Annotated in this window: 17 protein-coding genes and 2 riboswitches; of the genes, 12 read left to right on the forward strand and 5 right to left on the reverse strand. The window is 40.5% G+C overall.

Going from position 1 to position 15,299, the window contains the following annotated elements; all coding sequences use genetic code 11:
* Positions 1–159: 159 nt before the first annotated feature.
* The 3 genes from NSQ72_RS06260 to NSQ72_RS06270 all read right to left on the reverse strand — a co-directional run bounded on the left by NSQ72_RS06260 (position 160) and on the right by NSQ72_RS06270 (position 4,472).
* Positions 160–630, reverse strand: a complete 471-nt coding sequence (locus tag NSQ72_RS06260; protein WP_341083610.1) for a nucleoside deaminase — start codon at positions 628–630, stop codon at positions 160–162.
* A 139-nt stretch (positions 631–769) separates the two neighbouring features.
* Positions 770–3,058 (reverse strand): 5-methyltetrahydropteroyltriglutamate--homocysteine S-methyltransferase, encoded by a 2,289-nt coding sequence (metE, locus tag NSQ72_RS06265; RefSeq protein ID WP_341083612.1) that lies wholly within the window; start codon positions 3,056–3,058, stop codon positions 770–772.
* A gap of 150 nt (positions 3,059–3,208) precedes the next feature.
* A riboswitch (cobalamin riboswitch) is annotated at positions 3,209–3,400 on the reverse strand.
* A 112-nt stretch (positions 3,401–3,512) separates the two neighbouring features.
* Positions 3,513–4,472 carry a S8 family peptidase gene (locus NSQ72_RS06270; RefSeq protein WP_039178019.1) on the reverse strand — a complete coding sequence of 320 codons (960 nt, stop codon included), beginning with the start codon at positions 4,470–4,472 and terminating at the stop codon, positions 3,513–3,515.
* A 752-nt stretch (positions 4,473–5,224) separates the two neighbouring features.
* On the opposite strand from NSQ72_RS06270, the gene NSQ72_RS06275 reads away from it, so the two are divergent.
* The 8 genes from NSQ72_RS06275 to NSQ72_RS06310 all read left to right on the forward strand — a co-directional run bounded on the left by NSQ72_RS06275 (position 5,225) and on the right by NSQ72_RS06310 (position 11,818).
* Entirely contained in the window at positions 5,225–5,428 is a 204-nt protein-coding gene (locus NSQ72_RS06275; protein WP_039178022.1) for a helix-turn-helix transcriptional regulator, read from the forward strand.
* 210 nt (positions 5,429–5,638) lie between these two features.
* Positions 5,639–6,325, forward strand: coding sequence for a response regulator transcription factor (locus NSQ72_RS06280; protein ID WP_341083614.1), 687 nt, complete (start codon positions 5,639–5,641; stop codon positions 6,323–6,325).
* 3 nt (positions 6,326–6,328) lie between these two features.
* On the forward strand, positions 6,329–7,678 hold the full coding sequence (locus NSQ72_RS06285) for an ATP-binding protein (protein ID WP_341083615.1): 1,350 nt from the start codon (positions 6,329–6,331) through the stop codon (positions 7,676–7,678).
* A 66-nt stretch (positions 7,679–7,744) separates the two neighbouring features.
* Positions 7,745–8,434: a PepSY domain-containing protein gene (locus tag NSQ72_RS06290; protein ID WP_039178029.1), complete on the forward strand. Its 690-nt coding sequence runs from the start codon at positions 7,745–7,747 to the stop codon at positions 8,432–8,434.
* A 93-nt stretch (positions 8,435–8,527) separates the two neighbouring features.
* On the forward strand, positions 8,528–9,046 hold the full coding sequence (locus NSQ72_RS06295) for a PepSY domain-containing protein (RefSeq protein ID WP_039178030.1): 519 nt from the start codon (positions 8,528–8,530) through the stop codon (positions 9,044–9,046).
* A 76-nt stretch (positions 9,047–9,122) separates the two neighbouring features.
* Positions 9,123–9,263 (forward strand): hypothetical protein, encoded by a 141-nt coding sequence (locus NSQ72_RS06300; protein WP_180272400.1) that lies wholly within the window; start codon positions 9,123–9,125, stop codon positions 9,261–9,263.
* Between the two features lie 133 nt (positions 9,264–9,396).
* A riboswitch (M-box (ykoK) riboswitch) is annotated at positions 9,397–9,561 on the forward strand.
* Between the two features lie 208 nt (positions 9,562–9,769).
* Positions 9,770–11,128: a magnesium transporter gene (mgtE, locus tag NSQ72_RS06305; protein WP_039178033.1), complete on the forward strand. Its 1,359-nt coding sequence runs from the start codon at positions 9,770–9,772 to the stop codon at positions 11,126–11,128.
* A 291-nt stretch (positions 11,129–11,419) separates the two neighbouring features.
* The gene (locus NSQ72_RS06310) at positions 11,420–11,818 is read left to right on the forward strand and encodes a hypothetical protein (protein WP_059376903.1); all 399 of its coding nucleotides are present in this window, start codon (positions 11,420–11,422) and stop codon (positions 11,816–11,818) included.
* A 65-nt stretch (positions 11,819–11,883) separates the two neighbouring features.
* Here the strand turns inward: NSQ72_RS06310 and NSQ72_RS06315 are convergent, their stop codons facing one another.
* Positions 11,884–12,747, reverse strand: a complete 864-nt coding sequence (locus NSQ72_RS06315) for a LysR family transcriptional regulator (RefSeq protein WP_047202741.1) — start codon at positions 12,745–12,747, stop codon at positions 11,884–11,886.
* 209 nt (positions 12,748–12,956) lie between these two features.
* On the opposite strand from NSQ72_RS06315, the gene NSQ72_RS06320 reads away from it, so the two are divergent.
* The gene (locus tag NSQ72_RS06320; RefSeq protein WP_341083617.1) at positions 12,957–13,328 is read left to right on the forward strand and encodes a cupin domain-containing protein; all 372 of its coding nucleotides are present in this window, start codon (positions 12,957–12,959) and stop codon (positions 13,326–13,328) included.
* Between the two features lie 127 nt (positions 13,329–13,455).
* Here the strand turns inward: NSQ72_RS06320 and NSQ72_RS06325 are convergent, their stop codons facing one another.
* Positions 13,456–13,785: a MerR family transcriptional regulator gene (locus NSQ72_RS06325; protein ID WP_024424656.1), complete on the reverse strand. Its 330-nt coding sequence runs from the start codon at positions 13,783–13,785 to the stop codon at positions 13,456–13,458.
* 192 nt (positions 13,786–13,977) lie between these two features.
* On the opposite strand from NSQ72_RS06325, the gene NSQ72_RS06330 reads away from it, so the two are divergent.
* The 3 genes from NSQ72_RS06330 (at position 13,978) to NSQ72_RS06340 (ending at position 15,158) form a co-directional block, all read left to right on the forward strand.
* Positions 13,978–14,133 (forward strand): hypothetical protein, encoded by a 156-nt coding sequence (locus NSQ72_RS06330; RefSeq protein ID WP_099663201.1) that lies wholly within the window; start codon positions 13,978–13,980, stop codon positions 14,131–14,133.
* Between the two features lie 38 nt (positions 14,134–14,171).
* The gene (locus NSQ72_RS06335; RefSeq protein WP_024426818.1) at positions 14,172–14,336 is read left to right on the forward strand and encodes a hypothetical protein; all 165 of its coding nucleotides are present in this window, start codon (positions 14,172–14,174) and stop codon (positions 14,334–14,336) included.
* A 357-nt stretch (positions 14,337–14,693) separates the two neighbouring features.
* A complete protein-coding gene (locus NSQ72_RS06340; protein ID WP_095408317.1) occupies positions 14,694–15,158 on the forward strand; it encodes a MarR family winged helix-turn-helix transcriptional regulator in 465 nt (154 codons plus the stop codon).
* The last annotated feature ends 141 nt before the right edge of the window (positions 15,159–15,299 follow it).

A 15,299-nucleotide genomic window follows, 5' to 3' on the forward strand; every position in this document is an offset into this window, starting at 1 on the left:
GGTGCTCATGAATGTCGAATTCGCTCCGCTCCGGTGCTCGCCCTTCCTAGACTTCAAAGGTTTTCTATCACGCTGAATAGAAGACAAAGGGCTAAAATAAAAAATATTTTAGCCCTTTGTCAACAATTCGCAACACCTGCTTACGAGCAGGTGTCTTTTTTAATATTCTTTCTTTTTATCGTATGTTTCCCATGCTTCAAATGGCGCAAGGGTTTTTTGAGGTGTCAGCTTGTAAAATGGTATATTTCTTGATTCGTATTCTTTGTTGATTTCTTCATAAATAAACGAGTCATCAAAACCAGCATCCGCTGCATCCCGATGTCCAGCAGCAAAATACACCGCCTTTGGTCTAGCCCAGTAAATAGCGCCAAGGCACATCGGACAAGGCTCGCAGCTTGTGTATAGAGTGCAATCTTCTAATTGGTATGTATGTAGAGTTTGGCATGCATTTCGAATGGCTGTGACTTCTGCATGTGCGGTAGGGTCATTACTCGTTGTCACATTGTTGCTTCCCTCTGCAATAATCTGACCATCCTTGACAATGACTGCTCCAAAAGGGCCGCCAGTTCCACTATTGACTCCTTCTACTGCAAGATCAATTGCGCGTTGTAAAAAATCTTCGTGATTCATTGTCTTCCTCCCTTTGTTCGACTGACTTCTCTAGTATAAACGAATCATGCTAGAAAAGAAATCGTCATAGAAGAAGATCGAACAGGCCAATTTGCACATAAAAAACCCCTGCCACGTTCAGCAGGGGAGAGGCATTCGATTATGCGTGCTGCGCCAGCTTTTTACGAGCGACTTCAGCAGCTGTGACCATGTTTTTCAAAGCAGCAATGGTTTCAGGCTCTTGTCTAGTTTTTAGCCCACAATCCGGATTCACCCAGAAACGATCTGTTGGACAAACGTTTAGCGCATCATCAATGATTTCGCTCATTTCTTCAACAGATGGAACGCGCGGGCTATGGATGTCATAAACGCCTAGTCCAAGTCCTTTCAAATACGGGTGCTTTTCTAAGTAATCGAGGAATCCGCCATGACTGCGTGAATGTTCAATTGTAATCACGTCAGCATCCAAGTCTTCGATCGTATCGACAATATCCTCGAAGTTACTGTAGCACATATGTGTATGAATTTGTGTGTCATTTTGAACGGATGATGTGGATAAACGGAATGACTCTGCTGCCCAGTTTAAATATTCTGCCCAATCACTTTCTTTGAGCGGAAGTCCTTCTCTTAGCGCAGGCTCATCCACTTGGATCACTTGAATACCAGCTGCCTCTAAAGCTTCTACCTCTTTACGCAAAGCGAAAGCGATTTGGAAAGCAATGTCTTTTCGAGAGATATCCGTTCTTGGGAAAGACCAGTTTAAGATGGTAACAGGTCCTGTCAGCATTCCTTTAACTTTTTTCTCTGTTAAACTTTGTGCGTAAACTGTCTCTTTCACTGTCATTGGCTCTGTAAACTCTACATCTCCATAAATGATTGGCGGTTTCACGCAGCGTGATCCATAGGATTGTACCCAAGCAAATTTTGTAAAGGCAAATCCGGCTAGCTTTTCACCGAAGTATTCAACCATGTCTGTCCGTTCAAATTCTCCATGTACGAGCACATCCAGGCCAATTTCTTCTTGAATATCAATCCATCGTTTTGTTTCTTTCTTAATAAATTCATCATACTCTGCATCTGTCCACTCATTTTTGCGCCACTTTTGACGAGCACTGCGCACTTCGGCAGATTGCGGGAAGCTGCCAATCGTTGTGGTTGGAAGAAGCGGGAGCTCAAGAGATTCGTTTTGGATACGCAGGCGTTCTTCAAAGGCAACTGGACGTTTAAAATCTTTCGATGAAAGATTGTTGCGTTCCGCTGTGAGATCCGCATTTGTTCCTTTTGCGAACTCTTTTAAGGTAAGAAGTGCTTGTGCTGCTTCGTTAATGTCGGCATCAATGGCAGCTGCTCCTTTTGTTAAACCTTCTTTTAATAATGTCAATTCAGCCAGCTTTTCAGTGGCATAAGACAGTCCGTTTAATAGTTTTTCTTCAAGCTGTTCACTTGGGTGTTTGGCAACTGGTACATGCAGTAAGCTGCTTGATGGCTGCAGCCACACTTCTTTCGGCTGAACGTCAGCAATGACTTCAGAAATAAAGGATAATCTTTCCCCAAGATCTGATCTCCAAATATTTCTTCCATCAATGATGCCAGCTGCTAAAATTTTATCTTTCGGGAAGCCGTGCTTTTTCACTTGATCCAGGTTGCGCCCTTGATCATGGACAAAATCAAGACCGATTGCTTCAACAGGATATGTGACAAGCTCTTCATACGCATCTACTGAATCAAAGTAGGTTTGAAGAAGAATGTTCAAGCCAGGTACGGCTTCTTTGATCGTTTGATAAATTTCTTTTACAGATTTTACGTCTTCACTTGAAGCTGTGACAAGTGCAGGTTCATCAATTTGAACCCATTTGACGCCGGCTTCTTCAAGTTCTTTTAAAAGCTGCGTATAAAGCGGTACTAGTCGCTGCTGAATTTCTTTCACTTCATTTGCTTCATAACCTTTAGAAAGTGAGACAAATGTATAAAGACCGAGTACAACTGGTTTTGTTTCAACACCAAATGCCTTTTTCACCTTTTCGTAAGCTTCAAGCGGTTTGTTGTGTGTGAGTTTAAATTCTGTGCTTTTTTCGTATTCTGGAACGATGTAGTGATAGTTTGTATTAAACCATTTTGTCATTTCACTTGAGACGGCATCTTTTGTTCCTCTTGCCATCGCGAAGTATGTATCTAGCGGGTCTTTTAAGCTGCGGAAGCGCTCTGGAATCCAATTGAACATAACAGCAGTATCCAGCACGTGATCATAGAAGGTAAAGTCTCCAGAAGGTACAACATCAATTTGTTGATCGATTTGTGTTTTAATGGCAGTTAAAAATTGTTCATCCAGTGTGCCTAAGAGGGTTTCGCGGTCTGTTTGACCTTTCCAGTAAGACTCAAGTGCTTTTTTCCATTCTCTGTTTAAACCAATTCGCGGAAAGCCTAGATTACTTGTTTTAACAATTGTCAATTCCAATTCCTCCTCTAAATATAAAAAGACATTTACGCTCATGATCAAGATTGATGAGGTAAATGTCTGGTTTAAAAGACAAAATGTGTGTGCGAAATAAGGCGTGAGTATCACTGACGCTTTTCCGACATCTCCTATCAACCGTAGGGGGTTTGATGTGATAGAGCGGCTGGTATCCTGGCTGGTGAATCTGCAAGCTTTTCATCCTTCCCATCTTAATGACAGTGGATTACAGAGAAAAGCTCTCCTCACTCACAGTGGCGGGACCGCGCCGGATTTTCACCGGTCTTCCCAATTAAAATTCGACGTGTAATCGAATTACCGACTCTCAAACTATGAATTTATTGTGTTCGATTATATAACGTTCACTTCATTTCGTCAAAGTAAATTTTGAATAATTTTAATTAAAAAAATCCTGAGAAAATTCTTACTTTTCTCAGGACCTCTATTTAAGCTATAGAGATAAAAGATCTGCTTCCAATGTTTTTTCTAAAAGGACATCAGGCGCAGTTAAATATAAAAATCCATTCCCTACAAGGGCTTTCGACTGTTTTAATGGAAGGGTTCTTCTGACAAGCTGAGCATAGATCTCAGGCTCTGTCAGCTTGCGCTGGAACGCTTCTTCTTCGGCATTTTTAATAATGGCTAGTGCACCGCTTACGTGAGGGGCAGCCATTGAAGTCCCTGTGAGCCTGCCATATTTATGATTAGGGAGAGTGGATAAAATGTCTTCTCCTGGAGCGACGAGGTCGATTTCTTTATTGGCATTAGAAAATTCAGAGGATTCTCTAGCAAGGGAAACAGAACCGACGGCAATGACCTCATTGTATGCTGCTGGGTAGGAGAACTCTTCCGTACGCTCGTCCCCGTCCCCTTCATTTCCTGCTGCGCAAACAACAAGCACACCGCTTTTCACCGCATTTTGAATGGCTTCCTGCAGGGCTGGCTCATTGCTTGGACCACCGAGAGACATGGAGATAATATCAACCTTCTGCTCTGCAGCATAGTTGATGCCATCAATGATCCATTCATATTTTCCGCTGCCATTTTCACCGCCAAGAACTTTCACGATGAGCAGCTTGGCTTCAGGGGCAACCCCTAAAATTCCGCCATTTTGATCTGTTGCGGCAATCGTTCCTGCTACATGGGTACCATGCCCATTGTAGTCTTTGACATTTTCAGCATCTCCATCGTCATCATCGGTAAAGTTCTTTCCTCCGATAATCTGATCTTTTAAGTCGGGATGCTCTGTGTCACAGCCTGTATCAAGGACAGCAATGGTTATGCCTTTTCCTTTGAAGCCACTTGACCAAAGTTCGGGTGCTTTAATCTCCTGAATACTTTCCGGCGTCTCTTTCGCTTCCATCACATTGGCTTTTACTTCATACGGAATTAAGCGAATTTCACCTTTCATAAGAAAGCCCTCCTTATTTTGTTTTCAAAGTAGATTCAGGCTGCGTAATGTTATTGTATAAAAGAAACTTTTGATCGGAAAGGGTCAATTGTAATAATTTTTCAAATAATCAATCTATTATCAAAAGTGCAGTTCTCCTCACTTATTGACGAAAGAGCTCACCTTTTGAAGAAAACTCTTGATATCATATGAAAAAGAAGGAAATGCTGCATAGTGAGGTTGCACCTGTACAGATGAAAATGGGTGAATAGAACTAAAATAGGCAGATTGTAAAAGAATCAATAGATGAAAGAAGAGAAGAAAATAGATAAACCATGAGAGCAGATTATTGCTTTTCAATGATAACTTTATAAAGAATAAGAAATGTAAAAAGTATTTGACATTTAAGGGACTAATGCTATGATTATAAATGTAAAGACTATTTGACATTTTATTTGAAAGGGGACTAAAGATTGGATTATGTAAAGGTTGTCTATTCAGTTATAATATTATTGATCGGATTGTTCATTTTGATCACTTCGATGATTCAAAAGGGTGATGAACGAAAGAGATTTATTTACTCGAAAGCTCAATCTTATGCGTTTATTGTGGTTTTCGGTATGCTTTTATTAGAAGTCGCACAAAATATCTTTCTAACGATTCAAGGGAACTCAAATCAGGGTATTGGGATTTCACCTATCGCGTTCCTGTCTGTGGTTTCAATAATATATGTATTCACATTCCTCATTTACAGAAAAAAATATGGTGATTAAATGCAGAATCATATTAGAGAGCTAAGAAAATCTAATAAATTGTCTCAAGAAGAATTAGCTAAACTTTGTAAGGTGTCGAGACAAACCATTAATGCGATCGAAAATGATAAATATGACCCCACTTTGCAATTAGCTTTTGACATAGCTTTTGTTTTAGGAACTTCAGTAGATCAGCTCTTTGTCAGCAGACCTATAAAAAAGTAAACAGGCCTCAAGATGAGGTCTTTTTTTGAGTGGTTAGCCGTTTTATTTTCCTTTCAATTGATGTGCGGTTACTGTGTTAAAAAACAACTTCATTCAATATATTTCTTCTTTTATGAAAAAACAGATGTGAAGATTGTGACTGTTCCAAATGAGAAAGGCAACATATAATAATGGAAAGACAAGCTTGCCTTTCAGATAGGAGAGATAGAGATGAACAAAGGGAAGATACTCGTAGTCGAAGATGAAAAGAAAATCGCAAGGGTGCTGTCACTTGAACTTGAATATGAAGGATATGAGGTGACAGTCAAAGAGACAGGAATGGCCGGCCTTCAGGCTCTTGAAGAAGACAGCTTTGATTTGGTGCTGCTTGACGTCATGCTTCCAGAGTTAAGTGGTCTTGAAGTGCTGAGAAGGGTTCGAAAGACAAATACAGCGACACCTATTATTTTGATTACAGCAAGGGGGAGTGTCCCTGATAAGGTAAGCGGGCTCGATCTTGGGGCGAATGATTATATAACAAAACCTTTTGACATAGAAGAATTATTAGCACGAATTCGCGCGCAGCTAAGGTTGAATATACATGCACAAGAAGAAAAGGAGACAGAGCTGAGCATAGCAGATTTAACGGTCAACGAGAAAACAAGAGAAATACAAAGGGGTGGGCAAATGCTTGAACTCACGCCGAGAGAATATGATCTGCTTGTCCACTTACTGAACCATCAGCAGCAAGTGCTCACAAGAGATCAGCTTTTAACAGCGGTTTGGGGTTTTGATTATTTTGGTGATACAAACGTGGTAGATGTCTATATCCGTTATTTAAGGAAAAAAATCGATTACCCATTCGAAAAACAGCTGATTCACACAGTGAGAGGTGTGGGTTATGTGATGAAAGGATAAAGAATGAGATTAAAAAATAAGATTCAGCTTTATACGTCGTTGTCTTTGTTTTTAATGGTGCTCTTGTTTCATACAGCCATTTATTTTATTTTTTCGATGACCTTGACGCAAAAAGATATGTCCCGTTTGTCTGAGGTGGCTGAAAATATTGCCATTGCTTTAAAAAAATCAGAGGAAGAGGGTCTTCCGTCCTCGGAGCTGCTGAAGGCGTACCTGCCTCAAAATGGCATGATCCGTGTCGTGACAGAATCGGGAGAGTCAAAACTGACTGTCACAAAGGAATCAACGTTTAGCTCACTGCCTTTTACATACGAATCTGGCCAGACGGCTGAAATCAAAGAATACAATAAGCATATGATTGCGTTCGCTGCTATTCCGGTCATTTGGACAAATGGTGAGATTATGTCGCTTCAAGTATATGAAGAAATCGAAAATACGGAAGAGAACTTAGCGTTATTAAAAATGATTTTAATCACAACCGGCGTTTTGTTTATTGTGCTTTCCTATTTTGCAGGCCACGTGTTAACAAAGCAAATTGTCCGGCCGATTAGCAGAATAACGAGTACCATGAAGGCAAGTATGAAAGAGAAGGCGTTTAAACGAATTGAATTAACAGGCGATTCAAAGGATGAACTATATCAAATGGGACAAACCTTTAATGAAATGTCCGAGATTCTCGAGAAGCATTATGAAAAAGAACAGCAATTTTTGCATGATGCCTCTCATGAATTAAAGACTCCGATTACCGTCATTATGAGCTACAGCAATTTACTAAAACGCTGGGGGCAAACACGTCCAGAGGTTGTAGAAGAATCTTCCCAAGCGATTCATGATGAAGCGAAAAAAATGAAAAGACTGACAGATCAATTACTGACATTGGCGAAAAACGGTCAGCCGTTATACTTGGATATGAAGCCGGTTGATCTTGGTCATTTGTGCAAGCAGCTATGTCATACACTTGAAGTGGCCACCAATCGAACGATCCAATTCCATGTGCAGACAGATCAGCCGCTGATCGCAGAAGGAGACGAAGAGAAAATCAAACAGCTTTTGACCATCTTAATTGATAATGCGGTCAAATATAGTAGAGAGCCAGTTGATGTGACCTGCGGATGGGCAGGAGACAAGCCGTTTATTTCAGTGATTGATCAAGGAATCGGTATAAAAGAAGAGGATCTGCCGAAAATCTTTGACCGCTTTTTCCGTGTGGATGAAGCGAGAAACAGCGAGACGGGCGGAACCGGTCTTGGTCTTTCAATTGCGAAGCAAATTGCAGAAGAACATGGGGCCGAGCTGAAGGTAGACAGCCGTATCGGCGAAGGGACAGCCATGACCATTCTTTTTCAGAAATGAATGGGTCTTTTCTCATCAATTTCTCATTTCCTCCTTATAAAATAGGAAATAGGAAGGAGGCGCTGCATGTCTAGAAAAACGAAAATGGTGCTTGCGCTCGCAGGATGTCTTGCAATTCTTGCGGCCTTTGCAATGCTCATGATCCAAACCATTGATCATAAAATATTAAGTGAAGCAGAAATGAAAAAAATGATCTCAAAAGACTACAATGGAAACATTACACATATTGATCTAATCAACCATAAACAGGACTATACATTGACGCTGGAAAATGCAAATGGCATCTACCAAATCATTGCATCTTCTTCAAGCGGTCAAATGAAAGAAATTAGACAGTTAAAAAGCTATCAGAAGCCGAATGAAAAAAATGCTGAGCTCCAGGCAGAAGAGGCGGCTGTTAAAAAGGTGAGCGGAACCGTCATTCAAAAAAAAGAGACGACAGATCGTTTTATTTTTACCATCCAATCAAAAAAAGAATTGTATCAAGTCGAGGTCGACAAACAGTCATTCAAGGTGCTTGAAGCAGAAAAGAAAAAACCAACCTCTAAAGAAAAGAAGCTCACAAAAATCACTGTCGAGGAAGCCATCCAAATTGCCGTCAAAGAAGTTGGCGGAACAGTGGATGATGCCGATCTTGAAACATTCAGCGGTATGCTCGTTTTTGAGGTGGAGCTGGATTTGCCTGACGGCAGAGAGGCAGAGGTGCTTGTGAACGCCTATACAGGAGACATTGAGGGCATTACGTACGAAAACTAATCCTTTTCTCATGATATTCTCATGTTTCTTTCCTTCCTTTATCATCTTGTTTTCTTAAGATATAGAAGAAATCAAAAAGAGGAGGAAATGAACATGATGAAAAAAGTACTAGTAGCTACTGCATTAACGGGAACTCTTGTCGCAGGTGGTTTCACACTTCAAGCGCAAAATACAAATCAAACAGCAAACGCCGAGCAAGTCGTGCAAAAGAAATCGTCTTTTGTTTCAAAGAAACAAGCTGAAAAAGCAGCCTTAAAAGTGGTGAAAGGCTATGTAGACGATGTGGATCTTGAGCGTAAAAAAGGAAAATGGGTGTATGAGGTCGAGATTAAAAAAGGCGGCTTTGAATATAAAGTATATGTCGATGCAAAAACTGGAAAAGCGCTGAATGATCCAGTCAAAGAAAAGAAACAGAATGTGAAGATCACGAAAAAACAAGCTGAAAAAATTGCTCTTGCAAAAGTAAAAGGCACAGTCACCGATTCTGATCTAGATAAAGAAAATGGTGTGTACATCTATGAAGTTGAAATCACAACACCTAGCGGCGAAGAAGTTGATTTTGAGATTTCCGCTAAAACGGGCAAAATCCTGAAGCAAGAATGGGATGATTAAGCCATCACCAAACCTTACACTTTCATGTGTAAGGTTTTTTCATTGGGACAAACTACGGGAAAGGAGGCGAGAGAATATGAAGAAAAAAGAAGAAGAGCAGACAATGGATTATGCGGAATACGTTCCGCATCCTGATGGAGAAGGATATGCTTTGTTTTTGCATGATTCCTTTCATCTCCTCTCCCAAGAGGATATGAATCAGCCGGAAGAGGAATAAAAAGACAGGAAAGGGCGATGGCAAGAGCTGTCCATCGCTCTTTTTTTAAAAAGTAAGCGAATACATAAGAATACTTGGCATCTTGCTTATTGACATCATTCCGCTTTTTCTGTAATCTCAGTGTGTTAACAATATGAGACTTCGTTAGGTGAGGCTCCTGTATGGAGATACGCTGCTGCCCAAAAATGTCCAAAGACGCCAATGGGTCAACAGAAATCATCGACATAAGGTGATTTTTAATGCAGCTGGATTTTATCCTATGCCATACAGTGCTAAAGCTCTACGATTGAAGGAGCAAGTGTTTATTTTGTCATGCTTACAAAGCGCCTTCATTCGGTTGAAGGTGCTTTTTTATGAGAAAAGGAGGTGTGGGGATGGATCATCCCGATTCGAGACACATAGAGAGTATGTCAGAAGATCAGATTGACGCATCAGACAGAGGAGATCCTGACCCCCGCACATTCTAAGGGATTCGGGTATCTCCTGATTTTGGGGAGGTAACAGCGATGATACAGAACATTACGTACGATGAACTCATTTTAAGAATCATTATTTTGTTAAGAGATGGCAAACGCAAAGAATTCAAAAACATTATGGAAGAACTTCAGCCATATGATATGGCCTATTTATTTAAAGAACTTCCAGAAAAACACCGCGGCCGCTTCCTTAGCTTTTTAACAGTCGATGATGTGACGGAAATGATGGGTGAGCTTGAGCGCGAGTACCAAGAAATTGTGCTTGAAAAAGTAGGGAAAGACAAAGCCACCTTCGTCACAAACAAAATGGATAACGATGACCTAGCCAACTTGTTTGATGAAATGGATGATGAGCTGAAAGATCAGCTTTTATCAAACATGGAGGCAGAGGAATCAAAGGCCGTCCAGCTTCTCATGAATTATCCTGCTGAGACAGCAGGCCGGATTATGACCAACCGGTACGTATGGATTCCTCAGCACTATACGGTTCAGGACGCAGTTGTGAAGCTGAAAAGCTTTGCTGAAATTGCAGAATCGATCAACTATTTATATGTTATTAACGATCAAAAGCAGCTTGTAGGGGTTCTGTCGTACCGCGATCTCATTTTAGGTGAACCAGATGAAAAAGTGCAGGATCTTATGTTTACAAGAGTCATTGCCGTTGGGGCCTTTCAGGATCAGGAAGAAATCGCCAAGCTGATTGAACGGTATGATTTTCTTGCCATTCCTGTTGTGGAAGAGAACAATGTCCTCGTCGGAATCGTCACAGTCGATGATATCATTGATGTCGTCATCCAAGAGGCAGGAGAAGACTATGAGAAGTTCGCAGCCTCCGGTAAAGATATTACATTCGACACGCCCGCTTTTGTTGCAGCATACCGCCGTCTCCCGTGGCTCATTTTACTTTTATTCATTGGGCTGATTTCAGGCAGTATTTTAAATTACTTTGAAGATACCCTTCAGCAAGTCGTCGCCTTAGCTTTCTTCATGCCAATGATTGCTGGGATGACAGGGAATACAGGGACACAGTCGCTAGCGGTCGTCATTAGAGGACTTTCAAAAGAAGAATTAACAAAAAAAACCATTATGCGCCTAATTTTTAGAGAGCTCCGGACCAGTATTTACATTGGGATTGTCTGTTCCATCATTATTACAGTCGTCGCAATGGTGTGGCAGGGCAATATGATTTTAGGTTTTGTTGTCGGGTCCTCACTACTTGCCACACTGATTATTGGAACGATGGCAGGTACGATCGTGCCTATTATTTTACACAGATTAAACGTCGACCCTGCTATTGCATCTGGGCCGCTCATTACAACATTGAATGATATTTTATCACTGCTCATCTATTTTGGAATTGCGACAGCATTCCTCCATACACTTATGTAGCAAGAAGACTGTAAAACATGACGTTTTTACAGTCTCAGCGCGCTGACAAACCCTTGCATTCGGTGTCAGTCCTTGCGTGCCGGTGCTCACGAATGTTCAATTCGCTCCGCTCCGGTACTCGTCCTTCCTAGACTTCAAAGGTTTTCAGATCGCGCTGAACGGTAGACAAAGGACCATCCTTTGTCCACAATCTAAGACTGTAAAACATGACGTTTTACAGTCTTTTTTTGTATAAAGATTGCATATAGCGCTTCCATCCTTTACATTTTAAGGAGAAGGTGGGAGAGAAACATGAAGAAGTTTTTATTCATTTTGATGTGTTTGCTTTTGCTGAATGCATGTCAAAGGGAAGACGAGGGGAAAGACCGGAGGCTAGTGGCTGCAGAGCATATGCTTGAAGCCATCACTGAAGGAAATAAAAGAAAAATGGAAGACGTCTACGTCGAAGGTGCGGTCCCGAGCCCAAATGACATTCTGAAATTGAAAAAAGAATGGGGCATAGACACACTTTCTTATGAGGACTTTCAATTAGAAGAAGCCAGCATTCATGTGTTCCATGCGAATTATGAAGATGCAAAAACCGGGAAGAAAAAGGCACTTGCCCTGCGGGTGAAAGAAGATCCAGAAAGAGGCGGTGTGCGAATTGACTTTGTAGGGGTTGTTGAAGGGTCTGAGGCATCCTCTAAATAAAAGTCAAGGTATATTTAAAAGGATAGAAGAGCCGACAAAAATTAGCTCTCCTATCCTCTTTTTTATCACAAATCAGTTATACCCATTAACTCCATAAAGTGTGAGAGGGCACTGGTCATGTAAGAATCGCGGCGCCTTATAAACACAGTGGGTACTATTCTATGTGGCTCCGGTAATGGATGACAGGTAAAGCCGCCTTGCACCCGGGATTCAACCATAGATTTTGGTAATACGGTAACTCCCAGACCGTTTTCAACGCATTTAAGCACGCCCTCTAAAGTACCATATTCCATTACCTTCATAGGAGGATAGCCACTGCTCTCTAGCCATTGCTGCCAACGGCCTAAATAGATGCAATGAGCGAATGACGAGAGCAATGGTTCGTGTAAAATTGATTCTACCTGGAATTGCTCCGAGGAGTAGCTTGTAATCAGGACCAGGGATTCGTCCAATACAGGATACTCCATAATTTCCGGATGAAGAATGGGCCCATCTACCAATGCGCCGTCTACCTTGTAGTTGAGAATAGCATTAACTTGATCTACTGTAGGTGCCATATACATACTCAATTCTACTTGTGGAAAATTCTTATGATATTCGGCAAAAATTTTTGGCAATCTTGTAGAAGCGGTTGACTCTATAGATCCAATGTGTAAAGTTCCCCGCGGAGTAGAGGAAAGCTTTACTGCCTCTATCGCTTCTTCGAAATCGTAGAGTAATTTGTTTACATAGGGCAATAGTTCGCGTCCTGCAGGTGTTAAAGATATCTTCTTATGATATCGATAGAGAAGAGGAACTCCTAATTCTTGTTCAAGACGTTGGATTCGTGCAGTAACATTGGACTGCACATAATTCAATTTCTGTGCCGCTTTTGTGATGCTTTGTTCAATTGCAACGGCTTTAAACACTTCCAAAGATTTAATATCCAAAATAACTCTCCTTTTTGCATCACAAATTGTGATCAACTATACATTATTTTTTGATTTTACGTGATCCAATGGAATAAGTAAACTTAAAGATATAAGAGGTTGATGCTAATTGTGTCCCTTGGTATCTGATCATGAGGAGGATGGTGAGGTAGGGAATTTTATCTAGGAAAAGAAAAACAAACGTTTCCAATGAATGAGGAGGGAATCTATTGATTTCAAAGACGAATGTCCAAGAGAAATTTTTGCAAATAAATGATTATTGGAATCCTAGAATAAGCGGAGAATTGAACGATTCATACATTAAAATGGTAAAAGTTAAAGGTGAATTCATTTGGCATCACCATGATGACGAGGATGAAATGTTTTTTGTATGTAAAGGGAAGCTGGTCATCCGTTTCAGGGATAAAGAAATAGCTCTTAATGAAGGGGAGTTTATTGTGATTCCTAAAGGAATTGAACATCAGCCAATTGCTGAAGAAGAAGTTCATTTGTTATTAATTGAACCTAAAACAACTCTAAACACTGGGAATGTGGTCAATGAACGAACCGTTTCGATTCCTGAGCGAATCGATGAACACTAACTCGTTGCACTTAACAGGTGCGTTAGTTAAAAAAGAGGCAGCAATCGCTGTCTCTTTTTCATTCAGCAATTGCAACAATCAATACGAACAAAGCTTTGATTTTAAAGAATAAGCGATTCTTTTTTGTTTAACGATTTTTATACCGAAAGTGTGCATTAATCTGGCCTTCCAGCATTTTTTTCTTAAATTGTCCGCTTTTTAGCGCTTGTTCTTTTTTCTTCATGTCTTTTAAAATTTCAGCTGTCTGCACACCGTCTTCTCGTTTATTGGCGATGTCCATTAAACGTTCAACATCTGCAAAAGAATATTTCCGTGTGCCTCTTGTTGAGCGCTGGGGGTAAATGAGTTTGCGTTCCTCATAATATCGGATTTGCCTGACGGAAAGCCCTGTTAACTCACTGACAATCCCGATTGAAATGACTTTTTTATCTTTATAAGATACATCTTCCTGCGTCATATACTCACCCCTGCAAGTCTTTTCTTCATATTATATAGAACGAGAAGTAAAAAAACCTATCGTTTGTTAGAAAATATAACACAAAAACGAAAAAAATGAAAAAACTATGGAAGGAAAGATAACAGGAAATGTGCAATGCATCTTACGTCGGCATATAATCATGGTGAGTTGACATAGGAGGAGGAGCATATAATGGAGCAAGCACAGATCATTCGTATGGCAAAAGAAATCATCGCATTAGATGTGAAGAGGGATGAATTGCTCGAGCAATTCATGCAGGCTGCGGGTCAGAATGCACATGCGCTTCTAAGAGCCATGCAAAATGATTTGTATAAGAGGTCTTCATAAGCACCCGATCCAAATCACTTGATAGGAGGGGATAATCGGTGCGGCGTATATTAAAGGAAGCTTTAGCAAAAGAAAGACATTATTATACGAAGCAGCTATGTTCATTAGGGGTTTACAGCCCTGATGCGGCCAAGAACATGACAATTAGTGACTTAAAAAAAGAGTATCATTTCTTTTTCAACAAAACAGAGCGCTGTTTGTAAAAATCCCTTGAAATGTGCGTATGTCACATAAAGGGTTCTTTTTTTGTGTTTAATATTATAGCAATATTGAATTTTGTAGAAATTTGGCGAATGAAGTGCGAGAAACCATAGATTCTTTACAGATTATGTTAAAGTGTGTCGCATCTTGATGGTTTGCTGAAAAAGCTTTTTTTCGAGATGATTGTGAAAAATAAGAAGGATTTTAAAAGTTTATATCGAAAACTTATACATAACACGAATGGAGTCACTTATGTGGTTGAAAGGGTTTTCAAAAACGTACTTCTATTTTTTACGAAAGGCTCCAACTGCACCGCAAGACAGCCTTGAAGTTAAAAAAATATTATAAGAGGTAGATATGTGATGAGACTATCGTTTAATGAAGAAGAAGTAGAACGCTCAATGACGCTTTACAAGGTTTTTGCAAGAGCATTTAAAAGCGTTTCAGAACACAGTATTAGAGACAGCAAAGAGCATGGGTTTAATCCAACTGAATTTGCCGTACTTGAATTACTGTACACGAGAGGTGCTCAAAAGCTTCAGCAAATCGGCTCAAGACTCCTGCTTGTCAGCGGGAATGTGACGTACGTAATTGACAAATTAGAACGAAATGGTTTCATTGAAAGAGAACAGGACCCTAAGGATAAACGTTCGGTTTATGCCCATTTAACGGATAAAGGGCGAAGTTATCTTGACAAGATTTATCCGATCCACTCTCTTCGGATTGCGCGTGCATTCTCTGGTCTGACGCGTGAAGAACAAGAGCAATTGATTAGTCTATTGAAAAAAGCAGGTATTCACAGTCAGCATTTATTATTTAGATAAAACGAAAAGGTGCCATGATTGGCACCTTTTCAATTGTGGACAAAGGGCTAAAGTGATCTTTATTTTAGCCCTTTGTCTTCTTCTCAGCTCAGCGTGACAGAAAACCTTTGAAGTCTAGGAAGGACGAGTACCGGAGCGGAG

The organism is Bacillus sp. FSL R5-0659, from assembly GCF_038008785.1.
Classification (GTDB): Bacteria; Bacillota; Bacilli; order Bacillales; family Bacillaceae; genus Bacillus; species Bacillus safensis.